This is a genomic window from Kitasatospora sp. NPDC059146 (assembly GCF_042786665.1).
Lineage (GTDB): Bacteria > Actinomycetota > Actinomycetes > Streptomycetales > Streptomycetaceae > Kitasatospora.
Genome location: NZ_JBHZCY010000079.1, coordinates 12500 through 30206 on the forward strand (window position 1 = coordinate 12500; position 17707 = coordinate 30206).

The 17707-nt window shown below is 76.0% G+C and carries 14 protein-coding genes; 4 read left to right on the plus strand and 10 right to left on the minus strand.

The genetic code is table 11. The annotated features are described in order from the left end of the window. Positions 1-180: 180 nt before the first annotated feature. Together ACFXPX_RS28430 and ACFXPX_RS28435 are read left to right on the plus strand one after the other, a co-directional pair. The gene (locus ACFXPX_RS28430) at positions 181-1527 is read left to right on the plus strand and encodes an MFS transporter (RefSeq protein WP_380643970.1); all 1347 of its coding nucleotides are present in this window, start codon (positions 181-183) and stop codon (positions 1525-1527) included. A 95-nt stretch (positions 1528-1622) separates the two neighbouring features. Beyond that, positions 1623-3473, plus strand: a complete 1851-nt coding sequence (locus ACFXPX_RS28435) for an acyl-CoA dehydrogenase (RefSeq protein ID WP_380643971.1) — start codon at positions 1623-1625, stop codon at positions 3471-3473. 180 nt (positions 3474-3653) lie between these two features. Here the strand turns inward: ACFXPX_RS28435 and ACFXPX_RS28440 are convergent, their stop codons facing one another. The 7 genes from ACFXPX_RS28440 to ACFXPX_RS28470 form a co-directional block, all read right to left on the minus strand. Beyond that, the gene (locus tag ACFXPX_RS28440; RefSeq protein WP_380643972.1) at positions 3654-4361 is read right to left on the minus strand and encodes a hypothetical protein; all 708 of its coding nucleotides are present in this window, start codon (positions 4359-4361) and stop codon (positions 3654-3656) included. A 236-nt stretch (positions 4362-4597) separates the two neighbouring features. Then, a complete protein-coding gene (locus tag ACFXPX_RS28445; RefSeq protein ID WP_380529181.1) occupies positions 4598-7513 on the minus strand; it encodes an AAA family ATPase in 2916 nt (971 codons plus the stop codon). Between the two features lie 92 nt (positions 7514-7605). Beyond that, positions 7606-8040 carry a hypothetical protein gene (locus ACFXPX_RS28450; RefSeq protein WP_380529183.1) on the minus strand — a complete coding sequence of 145 codons (435 nt, stop codon included), beginning with the start codon at positions 8038-8040 and terminating at the stop codon, positions 7606-7608. A 164-nt stretch (positions 8041-8204) separates the two neighbouring features. Beyond that, the gene (locus ACFXPX_RS28455; protein ID WP_380643973.1) at positions 8205-9485 is read right to left on the minus strand and encodes an MFS transporter; all 1281 of its coding nucleotides are present in this window, start codon (positions 9483-9485) and stop codon (positions 8205-8207) included. Beyond that, the gene (locus ACFXPX_RS28460; RefSeq protein WP_380643974.1) at positions 9482-10717 is read right to left on the minus strand and encodes a cytochrome P450; all 1236 of its coding nucleotides are present in this window, start codon (positions 10715-10717) and stop codon (positions 9482-9484) included. Before ACFXPX_RS28460 ends, ACFXPX_RS28455 begins: the two co-directional genes overlap by 4 nt. Then, positions 10714-11514: a class I SAM-dependent methyltransferase gene (locus ACFXPX_RS28465; RefSeq protein WP_375893197.1), complete on the minus strand. Its 801-nt coding sequence runs from the start codon at positions 11512-11514 to the stop codon at positions 10714-10716. The genes ACFXPX_RS28460 and ACFXPX_RS28465 overlap by 4 nt, the downstream gene beginning before the upstream one ends. 278 nt (positions 11515-11792) lie before the next feature. Then, positions 11793-12833 carry a hypothetical protein gene (locus tag ACFXPX_RS28470; protein WP_380643975.1) on the minus strand — a complete coding sequence of 347 codons (1041 nt, stop codon included), beginning with the start codon at positions 12831-12833 and terminating at the stop codon, positions 11793-11795. A 449-nt stretch (positions 12834-13282) separates the two neighbouring features. Here ACFXPX_RS28470 and ACFXPX_RS28475 point away from each other — a divergent pair, with 449 nt between their 5' ends. Then, entirely contained in the window at positions 13283-14389 is a 1107-nt protein-coding gene (locus ACFXPX_RS28475; protein WP_380529190.1) for a LuxR C-terminal-related transcriptional regulator, read from the plus strand. Between the two features lie 42 nt (positions 14390-14431). On the opposite strand, the gene ssuE is transcribed toward ACFXPX_RS28475, so the two are convergent. The 3 genes from ssuE to ACFXPX_RS28490 form a co-directional block, all read right to left on the minus strand. Continuing rightward, on the minus strand, positions 14432-14971 hold the full coding sequence (gene ssuE / locus ACFXPX_RS28480) for an NADPH-dependent FMN reductase (RefSeq protein WP_375893191.1): 540 nt from the start codon (positions 14969-14971) through the stop codon (positions 14432-14434). Between the two features lie 124 nt (positions 14972-15095). Beyond that, a complete protein-coding gene (locus ACFXPX_RS28485) occupies positions 15096-15329 on the minus strand; it encodes a phosphopantetheine-binding protein (protein ID WP_380402165.1) in 234 nt (77 codons plus the stop codon). After that, the gene (locus ACFXPX_RS28490; RefSeq protein WP_380529193.1) at positions 15326-17230 is read right to left on the minus strand and encodes an HAD-IIIC family phosphatase; all 1905 of its coding nucleotides are present in this window, start codon (positions 17228-17230) and stop codon (positions 15326-15328) included. The genes ACFXPX_RS28485 and ACFXPX_RS28490 overlap by 4 nt, the downstream gene beginning before the upstream one ends. 194 nt (positions 17231-17424) lie before the next feature. Here ACFXPX_RS28490 and ACFXPX_RS28495 point away from each other — a divergent pair, with 194 nt between their 5' ends. Beyond that, positions 17425-17703 (plus strand): DUF6059 family protein, encoded by a 279-nt coding sequence (locus ACFXPX_RS28495; RefSeq protein ID WP_380529195.1) that lies wholly within the window; start codon positions 17425-17427, stop codon positions 17701-17703. Positions 17704-17707 lie beyond the last annotated feature (4 nt).

Below are 17707 nucleotides of genomic sequence, written 5' to 3' on the forward strand. Positions count from 1 at the left end.
GGGTGGACAGCGGACGATCAGCGCGGGCAAGCTGACCCCCATGCCAGTTGCGAGCCCTGAGACAGCGTCAGCCTGCGTCGACCGCTCCTTAGCCCCTCGGGGCCCCGCACGGTGCCCGGCGCTTGCACCGCCCGGTGCACCGGGCCGCACCGGCCGGGCCGACCGTTCCGGCGGCCGGGCATGACCGACGTCGCGGTGCAGCCGCTGACCCGACCGGGACTGGCCCTCGGGGTGCTGGCCGGGGCGCTCGCCCTGGACGTGAGCGGCCTCGGGGTGCTCAACGCCGCCCTGCCCTCCGTCGGCAGCCGCTTCGAGCTCGCCGACACCACCCTCCAGTGGGTGATGACCGCCTACGCCGTCACCTTCGCCGGCTTCCTGCTGGTCGGCGGCCGACTGGCCGACGTGCTCGGCCGGCGGCGGGTGTTCGAGGTCGGCGTCGCCGTGTTCACCGTCTCCGCGCTGGTCGGGGCGGTGGCGCCGAACATCGGGGTGCTGCTGGGGGCGCGCGCCGTCCAGGGCGTCGGCGCCGCGCTGTCGGGACCGGCCGCGCTGGCCCTGCTCTCCGAGGCGTTCCCGGCCGGTCCGGCCCGCAACCGGGCGTTCAGCGTCTACGCGGCGGTCGGCGCCGCGAGTTTCAGCGGCGGCGTGCTGCTCGGCGGCGTGCTGACCCAGTTCCTCGGCTGGCGTTCGGTGCTGTGGTTCTCGGTGCTGCTGGGGGCCGCCGTGCTCGCGGTGACCAGGATCGGCCTGCCCGACGGCCCCGGGCACCGCGGCCGGCTGGACCTGCCCGGCGCGGTCGCCGGCACCCTCGGCCTCACCCTGCTGGTGGTCGGGGTGAGCAGCTCCGGCGCCACGGCCTGGACGGTGCTGGCCGCCGCCGCGCTCTGCCTGGTGCTGTTCGTGGTGCGGGAGCACCGCACCGCCGACCCGGTCCTCCCGCTCGGCCTGTTCCGGCTCGGCTCCGTCCGGGCGGCGAGCCTGGCGGCGTTCCTCCAGTACACGGGCTCGGTCGGGATGCTGTTCTTCGCGCCGCTGTACCTCCAGGGGATGCTGGACTACTCCCCGTTCGAGTCCGGCCTGGCGCTGGTGCCGATGTCCGCCGCGGTGTTCCTCACCGCCAACTTCGCCACCGGCCGGCTGCTGGCCCGCTTCACCCCGCGCACCCTGATGTCCGTCGGCCTGGTGCTGATCGGCGTCGGCACCGGGCTCTGGCTGGGCACCCCGCACGAGGGCTCCTATCTGGTGCACGTGCTCCCCGGCCTGGTGCTCAGCGGCATCGGCCAGGGCCTGAACTTCCCCTCGATGACCACCGCCGGGCTGGCCGGCGTCCCGGCCGAACGGCAGGGCGTCGCCGGGGCGGTCAACGTGGTGACCCAGCAGATCGGCGCGAGCGTCGGCGTGGCGCTGCTGGTCCTGGTCGCCGGGACCGGTACGAACCGGCTCGACGGCTATCACCTCGCCTACGTCACCGCCGCCGCGGCCTGTCTCCTCGGCGCCGCCGCCGTCGCCGCGGGTCGCCGCACCTGACGGGCCCCGCAGCTGACGGGCCCCGCGCCTGACGCACCCCGCACCCGGCCCGCGGGCCCCGCTCGCGACGGTTGACGGCTCCGGTCCGGTGGAGCATGCTGCTGACGAAGCCAAGCAAGCGCTTAGTCACTCGCGAAAGGCGCCACCCCGTGCCGTCCCTGCTGCTCTCCCGCCGCGACCTCGACTTCCTGCTGTACGAGTGGCTGGACGTCCCCTCGCTCACGGCGCGCCCCCGGTACGCCGACCACTCGCGGGAGACCTTCGACGCCGCCCTGGACCTCGGCGAGCAGGTCGCCACCCGGCACTTCGCGCCGCACAACAAGCGGAACGACGCCGAGGAGCCGCGCTTCGACGGCGAGCGGGTGCACATCATCCCCGAGGTCCGGGAGGCGCTGGCCGTCTTCGCGGACACCGGGCTGCTCGGCAGCGCCATGGACCAGGAGGTCGGCGGCGCCCAGCTGCCGTCCGTGGTGGCCAGCGCCTGCTTCGCCTGGTTCCAGGCCGCCAACCCGGGGACCTCCGGCTACCCGTTCCTCACCGTGGGCAACGCCAACCTGCTGCTGGCGCACGGCAGTCGGGAACAGATCGACACCTACGTCCGGCCCATGGTCGAGGGGCGGTTCTTCGGCACCATGTGCCTGTCGGAACCGCAGGCCGGCTCCTCGCTCGCCGACCTGCGCACCCGGGCGGAGCCGCGCGCCGACGGCAGCTACCGGCTGTTCGGCAACAAGATGTGGATCTCCGGCGGCGACCACGAGCTGTCCGAGAACATCGTCCACCTGGTGCTGGCCAGGATCCCCGGCGGGCCGCCCGGGGTGAAGGGCCTCTCGCTGTTCATCGTGCCCAAGGTGCTGGTCGGTGCCGACGGCACGCTCGGCGAGCGCAACGACGTCGTACTGGCCGGGCTGAACCACAAGATGGGCTTCCGGGGGACGACCAACACCCTGCTCAACTTCGGCGAGGGCGTGCACCGGCCGGGCGGCGAGCCCGGCGCCGTCGGACACCTGGTCGGCGAGCCGCACCACGGCCTCGCCTACATGTTCCACATGATGAACGAGGCCCGGATCGGCGTCGGCCTCGGCGCCGCCGCGCTCGGCTACACCGGCTACCTGCACGCCCTGGACTACGCCCGCATCCGCCCCCAGGGCCGTCCGGTCGGGGCCAAGGACCCGGACGCGCCCCAGGTGCCGATCATCGCCCACGCCGACGTGCGCCGGATGCTGCTGGCCCAGAAGTCCTACGCGGAGGGCGCGTTGGCCCTGGTGCTGTACTGCGGCCGACTGCTCGACGAGGAGCGCACCGGCGCCTCCCCGGAGGACCGCGCCCGCGCCCACCTGCTGCTGGACGTCCTCACCCCGATCGCCAAGAGCTGGCCCTCCCAGTGGTGCCTGGAGGCCAACAGCCTCGCCATCCAGGTGCACGGCGGCTACGGCTACACCCGGGAGTACGACGTCGAGCAGTTCTACCGCGACAACCGGCTCAACCCCATCCACGAGGGCACCCACGGGATCCACGGCCTCGACCTGCTCGGCCGCAAGGTCGTCATGGACGGCGGCGCGGGCCTGCGCCTGCTCGTCGAGACGGTCTCGGCGACCACCGCCCGCGCCGCGAGCGCCGGGGGCGAGGCCGCCGAGTACGCGGGGCAGCTCGACGGGGCCGTCCGGCGCATCGTCCCGGTCACCCGGCGGCTGTGGGCGACGGGGGACCCGGAGACGGCGCTGGCCAATGCCACCGTCTACCTCGAAGCGGTCGGGCACACCGTCGTGGCCTGGCTGTGGCTGGAGCAGCTGCTCGCCGCCGACGGGGGCACCGAGCCCGTGCACGAGGGGAAGCGGCACGCCTGCCGGTACTTCTTCCGGCATGAACTGCCCAGGACCGAGGCCCAGTTCAGGCTGTTGGAGAGTCTGGACCGGACTGCCGTGGAGATTCCGGACGACGCGTTCTGAGGGTGGTCCTGCCGGGGCGGAGCCACGGCCGCGGGGCCCCCGCGGGCGGGGTGGGCGGGGCCCCGCGGGGCGGGGGGGGGACGCGCGGGGGGTCGGCGACGGCACCGGCGGGCCCGGTTCGTTACCGCTGTTCGTTACCGCTGTTCGCTACCGCTGTTCGTTGTTCTCGGTTCCGGTCGGTCAGTCGAGGGTGTAGCCGAGGACGCCCTCGGCGTTCTGGCCCTCGCAGTTGAGGTCGTTGGAGTCGAAGTGCTCGCCGTTGACGGTGCAGCGGCGCAGCACGCGGGTCGCCACACCGGCCGGCGGGGCAGTGTAGAGGTACCCGAGCGTGGTGACGAACTGCTGGCCCTCGCAGTTCGAGGCCAGCGAGCTGAACGTGTCCGTGCCGCCCCACGCGCGGCACTCGTACAGCGGGGTGGTGCCGGCGACCTGGCTGCCGGAGATCCAGCCGAGGCTGCCCTCCAGGTAGTAGCCCGCGGGCGCCGCCGAGGTGGTGCTCAGGTGCTCGGGGCCGTTGTACCGGTTGAGGTTGACGGTGCCGGGGGCGGGCTGGGTGGCGCACTGGAGCTGGGCGCTGCCCTCCCAGCTGGTGACCGGCCCGATGACGGCGGACTCGGCCGACTTCGCGCCGCGGGCCGTGAGTCGGTTGTTGTTCGGCCAGGCCTGGGCGGTGCCGACCTGGAGGCACTGGGTGCTGCTGAAACCGGCCGCCCGGGCCTGGGCGAGGGCGTCGTTGAGCGCGCTCTGCTTGGCCTGGGCGGACGTCGAACCGAAGCCGTCGCCCGTGTAATTGGCCTGGGACGGGGTCGCCGAGGCGGGGATCGCGGCGGCCAGCAGCATGGTGCCGGCGGCTGCGACGATGCCCAGTGCGCGGGGGATTGCCCTCATGGTGTGGCCTTTCGTCGTGGGATCCGGTCGGGCCGGCGCGGGTGGCGGGGCCCGGAGGCGGCGGCCCGGGCCGGGGGTCGAGTTGCGGGTCCCGGCGTCCGGCCCGGCGCCGGAAGGAAAGCTAGCGAGGTCCCGGCCCGTCGTGGATCGGGGGTTTCCGCAGGCTCCCCGAGGGGGTGCCGGCCCCGGGGACTGCGGGAATCCACGATGGGCACGGACGGCGTCCGGCCGCAGGATCAGCCGTGCCGGACCGGGTCCAGGGCGCGCGCCACGGCGGCCCGGCCGCTGATCCCCAACTTCCGGTAGACCGAGGTGAGATGGGACTCCACCGTGCGGACGCTGAGGAACAGCCGGGCGGCGATGGCCTGGTTGGTGAGCCCCTGGGCGGTCAGGTCCGCGATCTCGTGCTCGCGCGCGGAGAGCGACGGCCCCTCGGGCGGGGCCGGTCGGCCCGGCGGGACGGCCGCGTCGGGCACCGTCCTGGCGCCGCGGGCCTCGGCGGCGCACCGGCCGGCCCGCCAGGGCAGCTCCGCCCGGGCCAGCAGGGCGTGCGCCCCCGCCCGGCCGAACAGCCGCCGGGCCGCGTCGGTCGCGCCCTCGTACCCGGACCGGTCGCCGTGCTCGGCGGCGATCTCGGCGGCCACCAGCTGGGCCATCCCGGCCCTGACCACGAAGCCGGAGGCGGCCAGTCCGTCCGCGGCCCGGCGGGCCAGTGCCGTCGCCCGGTCCTGCTCCCCGCGCACCCGCAGCAGCCGGGCCGAGGCCAGCGACACCACGGCGCCGGCCGCCGGCAGCCCGGCGCTGCGGGCCGCCCGTCCGGCCAGTTCCACGTGCCGGGCCACCAGGGCGGTGTTGCCCTCCGCCGCGTGCACCGCGGCCATCAGGTCGTGGCCGTGGGCGGGCATCGGGTCGCGCCACCGTCCGTCGCCCAGGTTCAGCAGCCGGGCGGCCTCGGCCGCCGACGGCGGCTGCCCGCAGACCACCGAGGCCTCCACCACGGCGTGCCGGACGACCGCGCGCCACACCGCCGTCGGCGGCTCCGGCAGGCCGAGCAGCAGCTCCAGCGCGGGGCCCGCGGCGGCCGGTCCGCCCTGCCAGGCCAGCGCCCGGAGCCGGAGCGCCGCCGCGATCGCCAGGGTCTCGGTCGCGCCGAGCTCCCGCGCCAGCTCCAGGGCCCGGTCGGCGGCGGCCCGGGCCGCGTCCAGCGGTCCCGACATCAGCAGCAACGCCGCCCGCACCGCGTGCAGTTGCGGGATGACGTAGTGGTGCTGGTGGCGTTCGGCCAGGGCGATGCCCCGCTCGATGCGCTCGGCGGTGCGCTGCCGGCGCTCCAACAGCACACCGGCCCAGCCGAGTTCGGGCAGCGCGGCGAGGGCCCGGAGCTGCCCGCGGGCGTCCAGCGAGTCGGCGAGGCGCTCGGCCGCGTCCAGCGCCCGGCGGGCGGCGGGCACCGCCCCCTGGCCGATCGCGGCGAGGCTGGTCAGGCCGTGCGCGGTCAGCCGGGTACCGGCCGAGTCGTCGCGGCGTACGGCGGCCTCGATCCGGTGCAGGCTCCGCTCCGTCCGACCGTTCATCACATCCAGCCTGGCGAGCTGGAGTTGATCGCGGACCCGGCCGCCGCCGTCCCGCTCCAGCAGGCCGTACACCCTGTCCGTGCGGCCGCGCAGCCGTTCCGCGAGGGCGACCGGGCCGGCGGCCCGCTCCCGGTCCGGGGCCGGGCCCGACAGCAGCGGGCCCAGCGCCGCGGTGGCCTCGTCCAGCCGGCCGGTGAGGGTGAGCGCCCGGCCGAGCAGCAGCGTTGTCTCGGTGCGCAGTTCGGCGCAGTCCGCCCGCTCGGGCAGCGCCGCCAGGACGGCGCGCAGCCAGCGGGCGCTGGTCACCGGCTCGGGATCGAGGACGGTACGGGCGGCCGCGGTGAGCCTCGCCAGCAGCTCCCGGTCCGCGCCCGGCGTGGCGTAGGCGGCCTGCCCGGCCCACTCCGCGAGCGGGGCCCCGCAGCGGTCGAGGTGGTCGGCGGCCCGCCGGTGCGCCCCGGCCCGCCAGGCCGACCCGGCGAGCCGGTAGAGGGCGGCGGCCGGCAGCGGCCGGGTGAAGCGGTGGCGGCCGCCGGCCGGGGCGAGGAGGCCGTGCCCGGCCAGTTCGTCGAGTGCCCCGGCCACCGCCCCGGTGGGCAGTTCGGCCACGGCCGCCACCAGCGCCGGGTCGAACTCCGGTCCGGCCACGGCGGCGGCGCGCAGCACCGTGCGGGTCCGCTCCGCCAGGGTGGCCAGTTCCCCGCGCAGCTCCGGCCCGGGCTGCCAGTCGGCGGTGGCGGGTGCCGCGGGCTGCGGCCCGAGGACGCGCGGATCGCCCGCGGCCAGCCCGGCCAGCAGGTCGGTGGGCAGTTCCGTGGGCAGTTCGGGCGGCGGCCCGGTGCACGGCCCGGCCGACGGCTCCGTGAGGGCGCGCAGGTACCGGGGGTTGCCGCCACTGGCCCGCGCCAGTAATCGGAGCCGTTCCGGTGCCGCCCCCGGCACCAGCCGGGCGATCGCGGCCGGGCCCAGGGGTGCGAGCTCGATCCACACCGCGTCGGCGTCGGCGAGGGTCCGGGTCAGCCAGGGCGGACAGCCGCCGCTGCGACAGGCCAGGACGACGGTGAACCGCCCGGTCGGCGGGCTCGCGACCAGCCGGTCGAGCAGCAGCAGCGACTCCCGGTCGGCCCACTGGACGTCGTCCAGCAGGAGGACGGGCGGGGCCCCGGCGAGTGCCTCGCGCAGCTGCCGGTGCTGCCGGTGCCCGTGCTCGGGTCCGTCGGCGTTCCCGGTTCCGGTTCCGAGTCCGTGCCCGGCCCCGCTCCCGGTTCCGGCTTCGGCCTGGTCGGCGAAGGCTTCGAGCAGGCTCCGGGCGCCGGCGTCCCAGAGCGCGTCCAGCAGCAGCCCGTACGGCACCGGGCGGCCGTCCCCGGTGGCCCGGGCCCGCGCCGGGGCCACCGGTCGTCCCGATCCGGCTGCCGTGCGCCGCAGTTCGGCCAGCAGGCGGCTCTTGCCGATGCCCGGCGGCCCCTCCAGCACGCCGACCGCCGGCCGTCGGTGGCCGGTCGTCAGCAGCCCGGTGAGCAGGCCCAGTTCGTGGTCGCGCCCGGCCAGTACGTCGTCGTCCCGAGAAGTCAGCACGAGCTGGGATGAAACCACGTCCGGGCCGCAACGCCCAGGTGTCGCACACGGAAAGCCGCCGGAGACCGCCCTGGGTGGGCGGGGCCCGGCGGTCAGCAGTACGGGACGGGATCGGTCTCGCTGGTGATGTCGGTGTCCCGCACGAAGCCGACCGCGCCGTTGTCGGCCGTGGTCAGCAGCCAGCGGGTCGGGTGCGGTCCGCCGACCCAGGCCTGGTTGTCCTCCTTGCAGGAGAACCAGCTGGGGTCGGTGTTCAGGTAGCCGACGACGGTGTTCGGGTCCGGGTAGACGTGGTTGTCGCCGACGGTGCCGAAGACCGGGGCGCCGGGCACGTTGTGGCAGTACCACCGGTTGGCGTCCCCGGGCCAGCAGTTGTCGGCCGCCGAGGCGGACGGCGCGGCCACCACGCCCAGGCCCACGGCGAGGGCGGTGGCGGCGGTGGCGGCGGTGATCCTGGCGGTGATCCGGGCGGTGGCCCTGGCAGTGGCCCTGGCAGTGGTCCTGGCGGTGCGGAACGGGTTGGACATGGCGTGCTCCTGGTGCTGTGCGCGCGGGTCGGTTCGGCGCGCAGCATGCTCGGCGGCCCCGGCGTGTCACACCTCCGGTGGGCGGGGTGGCGGCAAGTGTCCGGTCTTCCGGTGTTCGTGTCCGAACCTCTCCGACTCCGATCGCGCACCCGGCCGTCGGTCGCTCAGTCCCGCCCGGTGGCGCTCCCCGGGAGCCCTGCGGCGAAGGCGGGCAGCCATCGGGAGAACAGCCCCGCGGTGGCCAGCACCAGGACGCCCATGACGGCGACGGAGCGACCGGTCGTCATCGCCTCGGCGATCAGCCCGGCCGCGACCGGGCTGAGGCCCTGGGCCGTCATCAGTCCGGTCGACTGCAGACCGAAGGCCTGCCCCCGGGAGTGCTCCGGAACCGCGGCCAGGAACGGCCGTTGCAGGCCCAGCGAGTAGCAGAACCCCACGCCCACCGCGACCAGCAGCACCCCGCCGAGCGCCACCGGGAGGCCGGGCACCGCGAAGGCCAGGAGCGGCGCGCCGAGCACGGCCAGCAACGGCAGCACCGAACGCTCCACCGTGCCGGCGCGGACGAACCGCCCCAGCACGGTGTTGCCCACCAGCATGCCGACCGGCAGGCAGGCGAGCAGCACCCCGCCGGTGCCGGTCGACAGCCCCCGGTCCCGTACGTACGGCAGGACCAGGCTCTCCGCCCCGGTGGCGAGGGCCGGCGGGAGCCAGCGCACCAGCAGCAGCCGCCGGACCCGCCGGTCCGCCAGCAGCCGCCGGCTCTCCGCCCAGCTGCCGCCCACGGTCGAGCTCCGCCCGCCCGCCGCGCGGGGCGCCGGATGCGGCAGCGGCAGCGGGCCGAGCCGGGCCGCCACCCACACCCCGGCCGCCAGGTGCGCGAGCGCGGTGACCAGCAGCGCGCGGCGCGCGCCCAGGCCCGCGACCGCCAGGCCGCCGCAGCCCAGCCCCAGCAACTGGGCGCCGGAGGACACCACGTTCAGCAGGGAGCGGCCGGGGACGTACGCGGTGCCCGGCAGCACCTCGGCCACCGCCCGGCCGGTGGCGCCCTGGCTCACCGGCGTGGTGGCGGCCACCGCCGCGACCAGGGCGAGCACGGCCCAGTACGGCATCGCGACCAGCACCAGGACGACGGCGGTGGCGCCCTCCAACAGGTAGCCGAGGCCGATCAGCCGGGCGGGCTGCACCCGGTCCGCGACGTTGCCGAGCAGTCCGGAGCCGATCACCTGGGGGATGAAGGAGATGCCGTAGGCGAGCGCACCGAGCACGGTGGAGCCGGTGGCCGTCAGCACCAGGACGGAGAGGGCGACCGCGCGCAGGCTCTCGGCCACCGTGCCCAGCCCGTAGCCGCACAGCAGCACCCGGTTCGGGGCCACCGCCAGCAGCTGCCGGTAGCCGACGCGCTCGGCGGCCGGTGCCGTCGGGGGCGCGCCCGCGGCACCGGTCACGGCCGCGCCCCCGGCCTCCGGCCGCCCGCAGGAGCCCGTTCACCCGCGAGCTGTCGTTCGCCCGCGGGAGCCCGGTCGGCGCCCGTGACCAGCAGTTGCTGGAGGCCGCGCAGGGTCGCGCTGGGCCGCCGCACCGGCTCCCCGACGATCCGCAGCTCCTCGTACCGGTCGCCGAGCGCGTGGAACAGCGCCTGCACGATCCGGACGGCCAGGTGGTTGCCCAGGCAGGCGTGCACGCCCCGGCCGAACCCGAGGTGCGGGTTGGGGTCGCGTCCGAAGTCGGCCCGGCCGGGCTCCGGGAAGACGGCCGGGTCGTGGTCGGCGGCGCCGAACACCGCGAGCACCACCTCGCCCCGGCGCAGGCGCCGGCTGCCCAGGTCGACGTCGGTGTGGACGGCCCGGCCGGTCGCCTGCACCGGACCGTCCAGCCGGAGCAGCTCGTTGACGGTGGCGGAGTCCGTCCTGCGCAGGTCCGCGCCGCTGAGCGCGCCGTGCCGGTCCAGCCCGAGCAGGGCGTTGCCGATCAGGCTGGTGGTGGAGGTGTAGCCGGCGTGGAACAGCGCCCGCGCCGTGTTGACCAGGTGTTCGGCGGGCACCTCGCGCCGGGCGGCGGTGAGCCCGGCCATCATGCCGTCGGTGTACTCGGCCCGGAACCAGCCGTCGACGAGGTCGTTGAGCAGCACGCGGGCGGCCAGGCCCGGTTCGATCCGCTCCGGCGCGAGGCCCCCGTCCATGCTGAGGACCAGGGCGCGGGAGGCCGCGCGGAACTCGGCGTCCTGGACCGGCGGCGGGGCGCCGAACAGCAGGCAGGTGGCGGACAGCGACAGCGGTTCGGCGAGCTCGGTGATCACGTCGGCCGGTTCGTCGCCGAGCCCGGCGACCAACTCCTCGGCCGTGCGCCGGACCTGCTCGGTCCAGCGGTCCAGGTCGACCGAGCGGAGCGCGGCGAGCACCGGCTTGCGCAGCTCGGTGTGCTCGGGCGGGTCGAGGGTCTGCATGCTGAGCCGCTGCCAGGGGACGTCCCGGCCGGCCTTGCGCAGGTCGGAGCCGAAGGTCCCGGTGTCCTTGACCACCCGGAGGCAGTCCTCGTGCCGGGTGAGCACCCACACGCCGAGCTGCTCGTGCCAGTGCACCGGGTCCTCGGCGCGCAGCCGGGCGTAGACCGGGCGCGGGTCGGCCAGCACGGCGGGGCTGAGCGGGGCGAAGAGTTCCCCGCCGGGCTCCGCGGTCACCGGGCCGCCCCCGTCGGCGGACGGTCGACGGCGCCCGGGCCGCCCGAGCGCCGGGCCAGCACGAAGTCCTCCGGCAGGCCGGGCGGCGGGTCCAGGAGCGCGAAGCCCGCCTCGGCGAGCTCCCGGTGCACGGCGGGCCGCGGCACCGTGAACAGCACCCGGGAGACCGTCTCCTGCTGGACGGTCCGGCCGTCCAGGCTCGCCGTGTACTCGGCCCGGCGCCGCATGGTGGAGTCGGTGAGGGCCTCCGAGGAGGTGCGCAGCCGGTACTCGACCCCGGCCACCGTGGTCCGTGCGGCGGTCCGCAGCTCCCAGGTGCTCGGCCGGCCGTCGGTGAGCATGTCGAGGGCGAGCAGCCCGCCCGGCCGGACGGCACCCGCCAGGTCCGCGAACAGCTTGCGCCGGTCCGGGCCGTCGAGGCACTGCAGCACCCCGGCGCACAGCGCGTAGTCCACCCCGGTGGGCAGGCCGGTCGCGCCTGCCGGGAGCAGCACCGTCCGCGCGGCGAGCTCGGGCCGGGCGGACAGCTTGGCGAGGTGGACCGCGCGCATCCCGCGCGAGGGCTCGAAGCAGTGGACGGTGCAGCCGAGTTCGGCCAGCCGCAGGGCCAGGGTGCCGGTGCCGGAGCCGAAGTCGAGCACCACGTCACCGGCGCGCGCCGGCCCGGCGAACGCGTCACCGTTCGGCGAGGTCTGGTGGCCGGCGGCGGAGGCCCGGGCGAAGAGGTCGTAGTAGTAGGCCATGACGTCGTACGGATCCGGTGCGGCGAGCGCGCTGCCGCCGGTGGGCTCTTCCACTCTGCATCAGTTCCTTCGGGAATCGTGGCGGTGCGCAGGCCGGAAAAAGGTGTTGGCCGTCGGCTCATCAGCCGTCGGCCAACACTCGCGCTATTCCTGTGTTCATGGATTCAACAGGTTTACGGGTTTCAGTGGTCGTAGCTCATGTCGAGCCCCCTTTCCGCTGACGACTGCAGAAACTATCCACCGCGCCGAACCGTCGGACAACGCCGGGAATACGGCAGCAAACTGCATGGCAGCTACTTCCGCCATTTCCGGCGCCGGGCCGACGGGCCTTGCTAGGCGAGCCAGACCGGCCCCCAGGAGAGCGGCTGCGCGCCCAGGATCGGATCCTCGACCACCCTGATGCCCAGCACCCGGAGCCGGCGGGCGGACAGGTAGCACAGCACGTCCTCGGTCAGCCGGTGCAGCGCTCCGTCGGACAGCGCCCCGAGCAGCCCGTCGGCGGACGGCCGCCCGGCCCCGCCGGCCGGCTGCGGGGCCGCCCAGGCCGACCGCTGCGCCCGGGTCACCGCCGCGGCCCGCGCATGGCGCAGGGCCCCGCAGGCGTCGGCGCCCCAGGCCGCCGTCGGCGGCGCGCCGGACGGCCGGTCGAAGAGGCGGACGATCCGCCATCCCCCGGGCAGGCCGGGCACCCGGTGGACCACGAGGCCCCGCCCGTTCCCCGGCGCCCCCGCCCCGACGGCCCGCCGGTCGGCCGCCCGCCGGGACAGCAGGGCGAGGGCGCCGTCGAGCAGCCAGTGCCGCTCGCTCGGCCCCGCCGCGCCGACGCTGGGGCCGCGGGGGGCCGGCCCGCCGCCGGGGTAGGGCGCGGGGGCCAGCGACCGCAGGCCGTCCAGGACGTGGTGGAGGTGCGGGGGCCGGTCGAGCGGGCCCCGGTGGTCCGGCGGCCGGCGGGTCGTGACGAGCAGGCCGCTCCACGGTTCGAGCAGCGGGGCCGCGCCGCGCAGCGGGTCCTCGGGGTCGGCCGGGGTGTCCGTCAGCCGGTCGCCGAGCGCGCGGATCCCGCTCCACCGCGGGCGGCCCGGGCCCGCCAGGGTGACCCGGCTGACCGAGCCGCTCGCCCGGTGCACGACCGCGGCGCCGTCGTGCGGGGAGCGGGCGAGCAGTTCCCTGAGGGTCTCGCGCAGCGCCGTTCCGGCGGTGCCCGGGCCGCCGCCGGGCGGCGCCGGCGGGCTCGGCGCTCCGCCGGCGCGGTGCCACAGCGCGACCCGTCTGACCAGTTCCTCGTGCCGCTCGCCCGGCCGGGCGCCGCCGGGGCCGAGGACGGCGAGGCCGGGCAGCACGGTGACCGGCATCGGCTGCTGCTTGTCGGGCATGCGGCGCGGGGCGTCCTTCATGAGGGGGCGGCGTGCGATCGGCCCCCGCCTCCGACGCTCCGGTGCCCCGCGGCACCGAACGGGGTGCCACGGGTACGGCTTCGACCAAGCTTCGGCCCGGCCGCGGTGCCGCGTCCATCGGGGGAGCGCGGCAGGAAGCTGCACGGCAGTCTTGCCCGCGCGGACGGCGGACGGCGGACGGCGGACGGCGGACGGCGGTGGGGGCCGGTGAGGGTGTCCGCGGGTGGGGCGAATTCCCGTACGGCCTGTGGGGGAATGCCGCGCGCGGGACCACCGAATCATCAATTCCGGTATCGGCATTCCGTTTCCGTCCGGGCCGGTCCGGAAACGGGTGGCCGGTTTTCCATGCTCATGACGACAGTGCGGGCTAGGGTGTCCCGTGAAGCGTCGCTGTTGTCCGACGGTGAGGCGTATGGATTGCGGTGGAAATGTCCCAAAAGGATATGACGTACCTGGACGACACCAGTTCCGCGAAGACCGGTTCCGTGCAGCTGAGCCCGATCGCCGTATCGATCTACGGCGCGGCCCTGCGGCGCGGCCGGATCTCCGAGGCGGACCAGCCCGAGCTGCTCGAAGAACTGCGCGCCACCCCCGCCGAGGTCGAGCTCGGGCTCGCCGTCCTCAGGGAGTTGAGGCTGCTCACCCCGGCCCTCGACGACCCCGGCGCACTGACCCCGGCCAGTCCCGACTCGGCCGCCGCCGAACTGGTCACCCCCATCAAGCAGGAGATCGCCGGCCTGGAGCAGTTGGCGTCGGACCTCGAATCCCGGGTGCTCTCGCTCAAGTCGCTCTACTTCGAGAGCCGTCAGCGGCGCAACCGCCGGGAGGCCGTCGACGTCATCGACGGCGCGGGCCGCGTCCGCTCGGTGCTGGGCGAGGCCTTCCGCCGCTGCGCGGTCGAGGTCCTCGGCGCCCACCCCGGCGTCATCTCCGAGCAGGACATCGAGGGTTCACTGCCCGAGCAGCTGGAGCTGCTGGCCCGCGGAGTCCGCCTGCGCCTGCTCTTCCAGCACCCGGTCAGGACGAGCGCCCGCCGGCGCGAACTGCTCGAACGGCTCACCCGGGCCGGCGGCCGGATCCGCACCTGCGAGGAGATCGCCGACCGGATCGTCATCCTCGACCGCGAGACCGCGTTCATCCCCACCTGCTCCGGCCCCGACGGCGCGGTCGTCCTGCGCGAGCCCTCCACCGTCGACTTCCTCTACCGCTCCCTCGAACAGGCCTGGTCCGCCGCCCTGCCCTTCGAGCCCGACGGCCCGGGCGGTCCCGGCGGCCCCGGCGCGCCCCGCCGTGGCATCGCGGGCGAGGAGATCAAGCGCGCGATCCTGCGGATGCTCGCCGCGGGCGCCAAGGACGACCTGATCTCCCGCCGGCTGAGCATCTCGGTCCGGACCTGCCGCCGCCACATCGCCGAGATGATGGACGAACTGGAGGTCTCCAGCCGCTTCCAGGCCGGGGTCAAGGCGATCGAGGCGGGCCTGATCCGCTGCTCGACGGCCCCGGGTGACCCGGCGTCCCGGGAGGCGGCCTGCTGACCGGTGGTGCGGGCCGGCGCTGCCGGTCGGACAGCCGGCGGGTCAGCCCACCGGGGTCGGCAGGGCGTCGGCGAACCGGTCGACCACCTCCTCCAGAGCGGTGGCGGCGCCGGGGGAGAGCGCGGTGCTGCCGTCCGGCGCGGTCAGGATGTCGCGGTCGAGGACGAACCAGCCCTGGGTGACGTGCGCGGCCCCCATGCTGGTGAGCACCGGCCGCAGGGCGTAGTCCACCGCCAGGACGTGGGCCGGTGAGCCGCCGGTGGCCAGCGGCAGCACGGTCCGGCCCGCCAGGGCGTACTGCGGCAGCAGGTCCAGCAGGCACTTGAGCAGGCCCGAGTAGGCGGCCTTGTAGACGGGCGTGCCCACCACGACGCCGTCGGACCGCCGCAGCAGCTCGGCGACCTCGACGACGGCGGGGTGGGCGACGTCCGCGCCGGTGAGCACCTCCGCGGGCAGCCGGCGCACCTCCAGCGCGGTGACGTGGTGGCCGCGGGCTTCGAGGCGGTGGGCGGCCGCCCCGAGCAGGCGGGTGGTGCGGGAGACGGGGGACGGGCTGCCGGAGAGGGTGAGGATGCGGGCCATGGGAACCTCGATCGGGCGGTGCGGTGGGCGGGTGGGTCGTGACGCGACGTGCGGGCGGGTCGTCGTACGGCCTGCGGACCTGCGGACCTGCGGACCTGCGGGCCTGCGGGCCTGCGGGCCGGTGTCAGACGGTGGCGATCCGGTGGATCTCGGCGAGGGTGCGGGCGTCCAGCAGGTCGGGCAGCGACAGCCGGCGGCCGCTGAGGCGTTCCAGGGCGGTGAGCAGGCTCAGCAGGTGGAGCGAGTCCCAGCCGGGGAGGTCGTCGAAGTCGACCTCGGCGTCCTCGGGGCCGAGCGGCAGGCCCAGTTCGGTGGCGGCCACGGTGATCAGTTCGGCGAGGCCGTCGGGGGCGGTCATGCGGGGTGTCCTTCCAGGAGGCCGGCCAGCTCGGCGTCGAGCCGCAGGTGGCCGGGCGGGGGCAGTTCGGTGGCGAGGTCGTGGCGGAAGGCGAGGCCGCCGTTCGCGGCTGCCGGGTCGTCGGCGGGGGCGAAGCCGTACCGGGGGAGGAGGTCCTTGACCGTGCCGTTGCGCGGGCCGGGCCGGTAGTGGCCGGTGACCGCGCGCAGGCCGGTGCCGGCGGCCAGGCCGAGGACGGCGGAGAGCACCGCCTGCTCGATGCCGCGGGAGAACACCCGGCAGCTCAGCAGGAAGTTGTCGATCCGCAGCGCCTCGCCCTCCCGGGTCAGGAAGACCGCGCCGACCAGGCCGTTGTCGCCGAAGCGGTCGGCGGAGCGCACGGTGAGCACCCCGGAGCCCTCGGCGGCCGCGAAGGCCGCCACCTCGGCGGGCTGGAGGCGGCGGGTGGTCAGGTTGAACTGGTTCGTCCGCAGGGTGAGTTGGGAGACCCGGGGGAGTTCCTCGGCGGCCAGCGGGCGCAGCCTGACCTCGACGCCCAGCTCGTCCAGGTACTCGGCGAGCGAGTCGAACCCCTGGAGGAAGTCGCTGCGGGCGACCTCGCCCCGGTAGAGCGCGGCGCGCTCGCGGTCCTCACCGGTCAGCCGGCGGACGTCGAACCAGCCGTCGGACAGCAGCCGTTCGACGTGCAGCGCCGGTTCCTCGTCCAGCGCCACCACCGCGACCTCGGGCAACTCCCGCCTGACCAGGCCGCGTTCGTAGGGCGAGTCGTCGACGAAGACGAAGCCGGAGGTGCCCAGGTTGAGCGCCTCGGCGAGGTCGGCGATCCCGGCCGGCTTGGGGAGCCAGTCGGCCGTCACCCGGACGAAGTCCGCCTCGCGCAGCGTCATCTCCGGGTGGTCCCGCAGGACGGCCAGGACCGGCTCGGGGTCGTTCTTGCTGACGGCGGCGAGCAGCACGCCCTGGGAGCCGAGCTGTTTGACCACCCGCTGGAACCCGCGGAACGCCTCGCCGCGCGGCGTCCCGCCCGCCTCGACGCCCTCCGGGCCGTCGTCGCCGAGGATGCCGCCCCACAGCGTCTGGTCCAGGTCCAGGACGAGCACCTTGCGGGTCAGCCCGGCCAGGTGGCGGGCCAGGTGCCCGGCCTCGCGGGCGTAGGCGGCGAGCAGCGGCTCGGAGAGGTGGGCCTTCGCGTAGACGTCGAGCCGGGCGTCGGTGACCGGGACGCCCTCGGCGAGCAGCGGGTCGAGGTCGAGGACCACCACCGAGGGGTTCTCCTCGCCCAGCCGCAGCAGCCGGGCGTTGGCCTCCCGCCAGAGCGCGCCGAGCCGGGCCCGGGACTGGTGGTCGACCAGCTGGTGGGTCCAACGCCGGGGCAGGGGAATGGTGTTGAGGACCAGGACGCCGCGGGCCGAGGCCGCGAAGCGGGCCGCCAGCGCGGTGATCAGCTCGACCTTGCCGTCCAGCACCCGGGCCGCGTCCTCCGGCCGCCAGGGCAGCGGGACCTCGTCGAAGACCACGGCCGGGTCGAGCAGGCAGAGCGTCAGGTCCGGATCGGCGGCGTAGAGCGGGCTGCCGGGGTCGGACAGCTCGAACACCCAGCTGTCGAAGTCGCCCCGGTACGGGCGCAACAGCAGTCCGTGCCGGGCTAGTTCGCCGGTCAGCGGGGCGATCAGCGGGGCCACGGTGCCGTGCCCGAGGACGGCGACGGTGAGCACGGGGGTGCCCGGGTGGGCGGCCAGCACCTCCGCCGGGTCCAGCCCGGCCAGGATCCGGCCCGCGTGCGCCGTCCGGGCCGGGTCGGCCTCGGCGAGCAGGGCCCGGACACCGGGGTACCCGGCGGCGAGGCGGCCCTGGCGGCGGAGGTCGAGCAGGGCGTGGGCCGGGTCGGCGGTCGTGTCCATCGGGGGCTCTCCGATCGGTCTTCTCCGGGGCGTGGGGCCGTGGAGCGGTGCCGGGCCATCGTGGCCGGGCGGGCTGAACCGGGCCTGAATCCCGGCCGGGCGAGGGCCGGTTCAGGGCCGGTTCAGGGCCGTTTTCGCGGCACCCCGGAGAGTGGGTGGCTCCCTGCGACCCCGAGACCCCGGGAGGTACCGGGTTGGACGTCCTGCATCCCCGGTCGGCGCGCCGCCGCCGGGCCGCCGCCTGGGCACTGCGCCGGATCCTGCTGCCGATGAGGTGGTTCGCCGTCGGCTGGGCGCCGCTGCCGGGCTGCGACGGCTCGGAGTGGGCCGGCCCGTCGGCGCGGCCCGGTTCGCCGCCGTCGCCGCCGTCGCCGGTCGGCCCGCCGGCCGGGCACCCCGAGCGGCTGCTGGTCGGGGTGCCGCCCACGCCCGTCGAGCGGGAGCTGTGGGCGGGCCTGACCCGGCCGAGCTGAACGC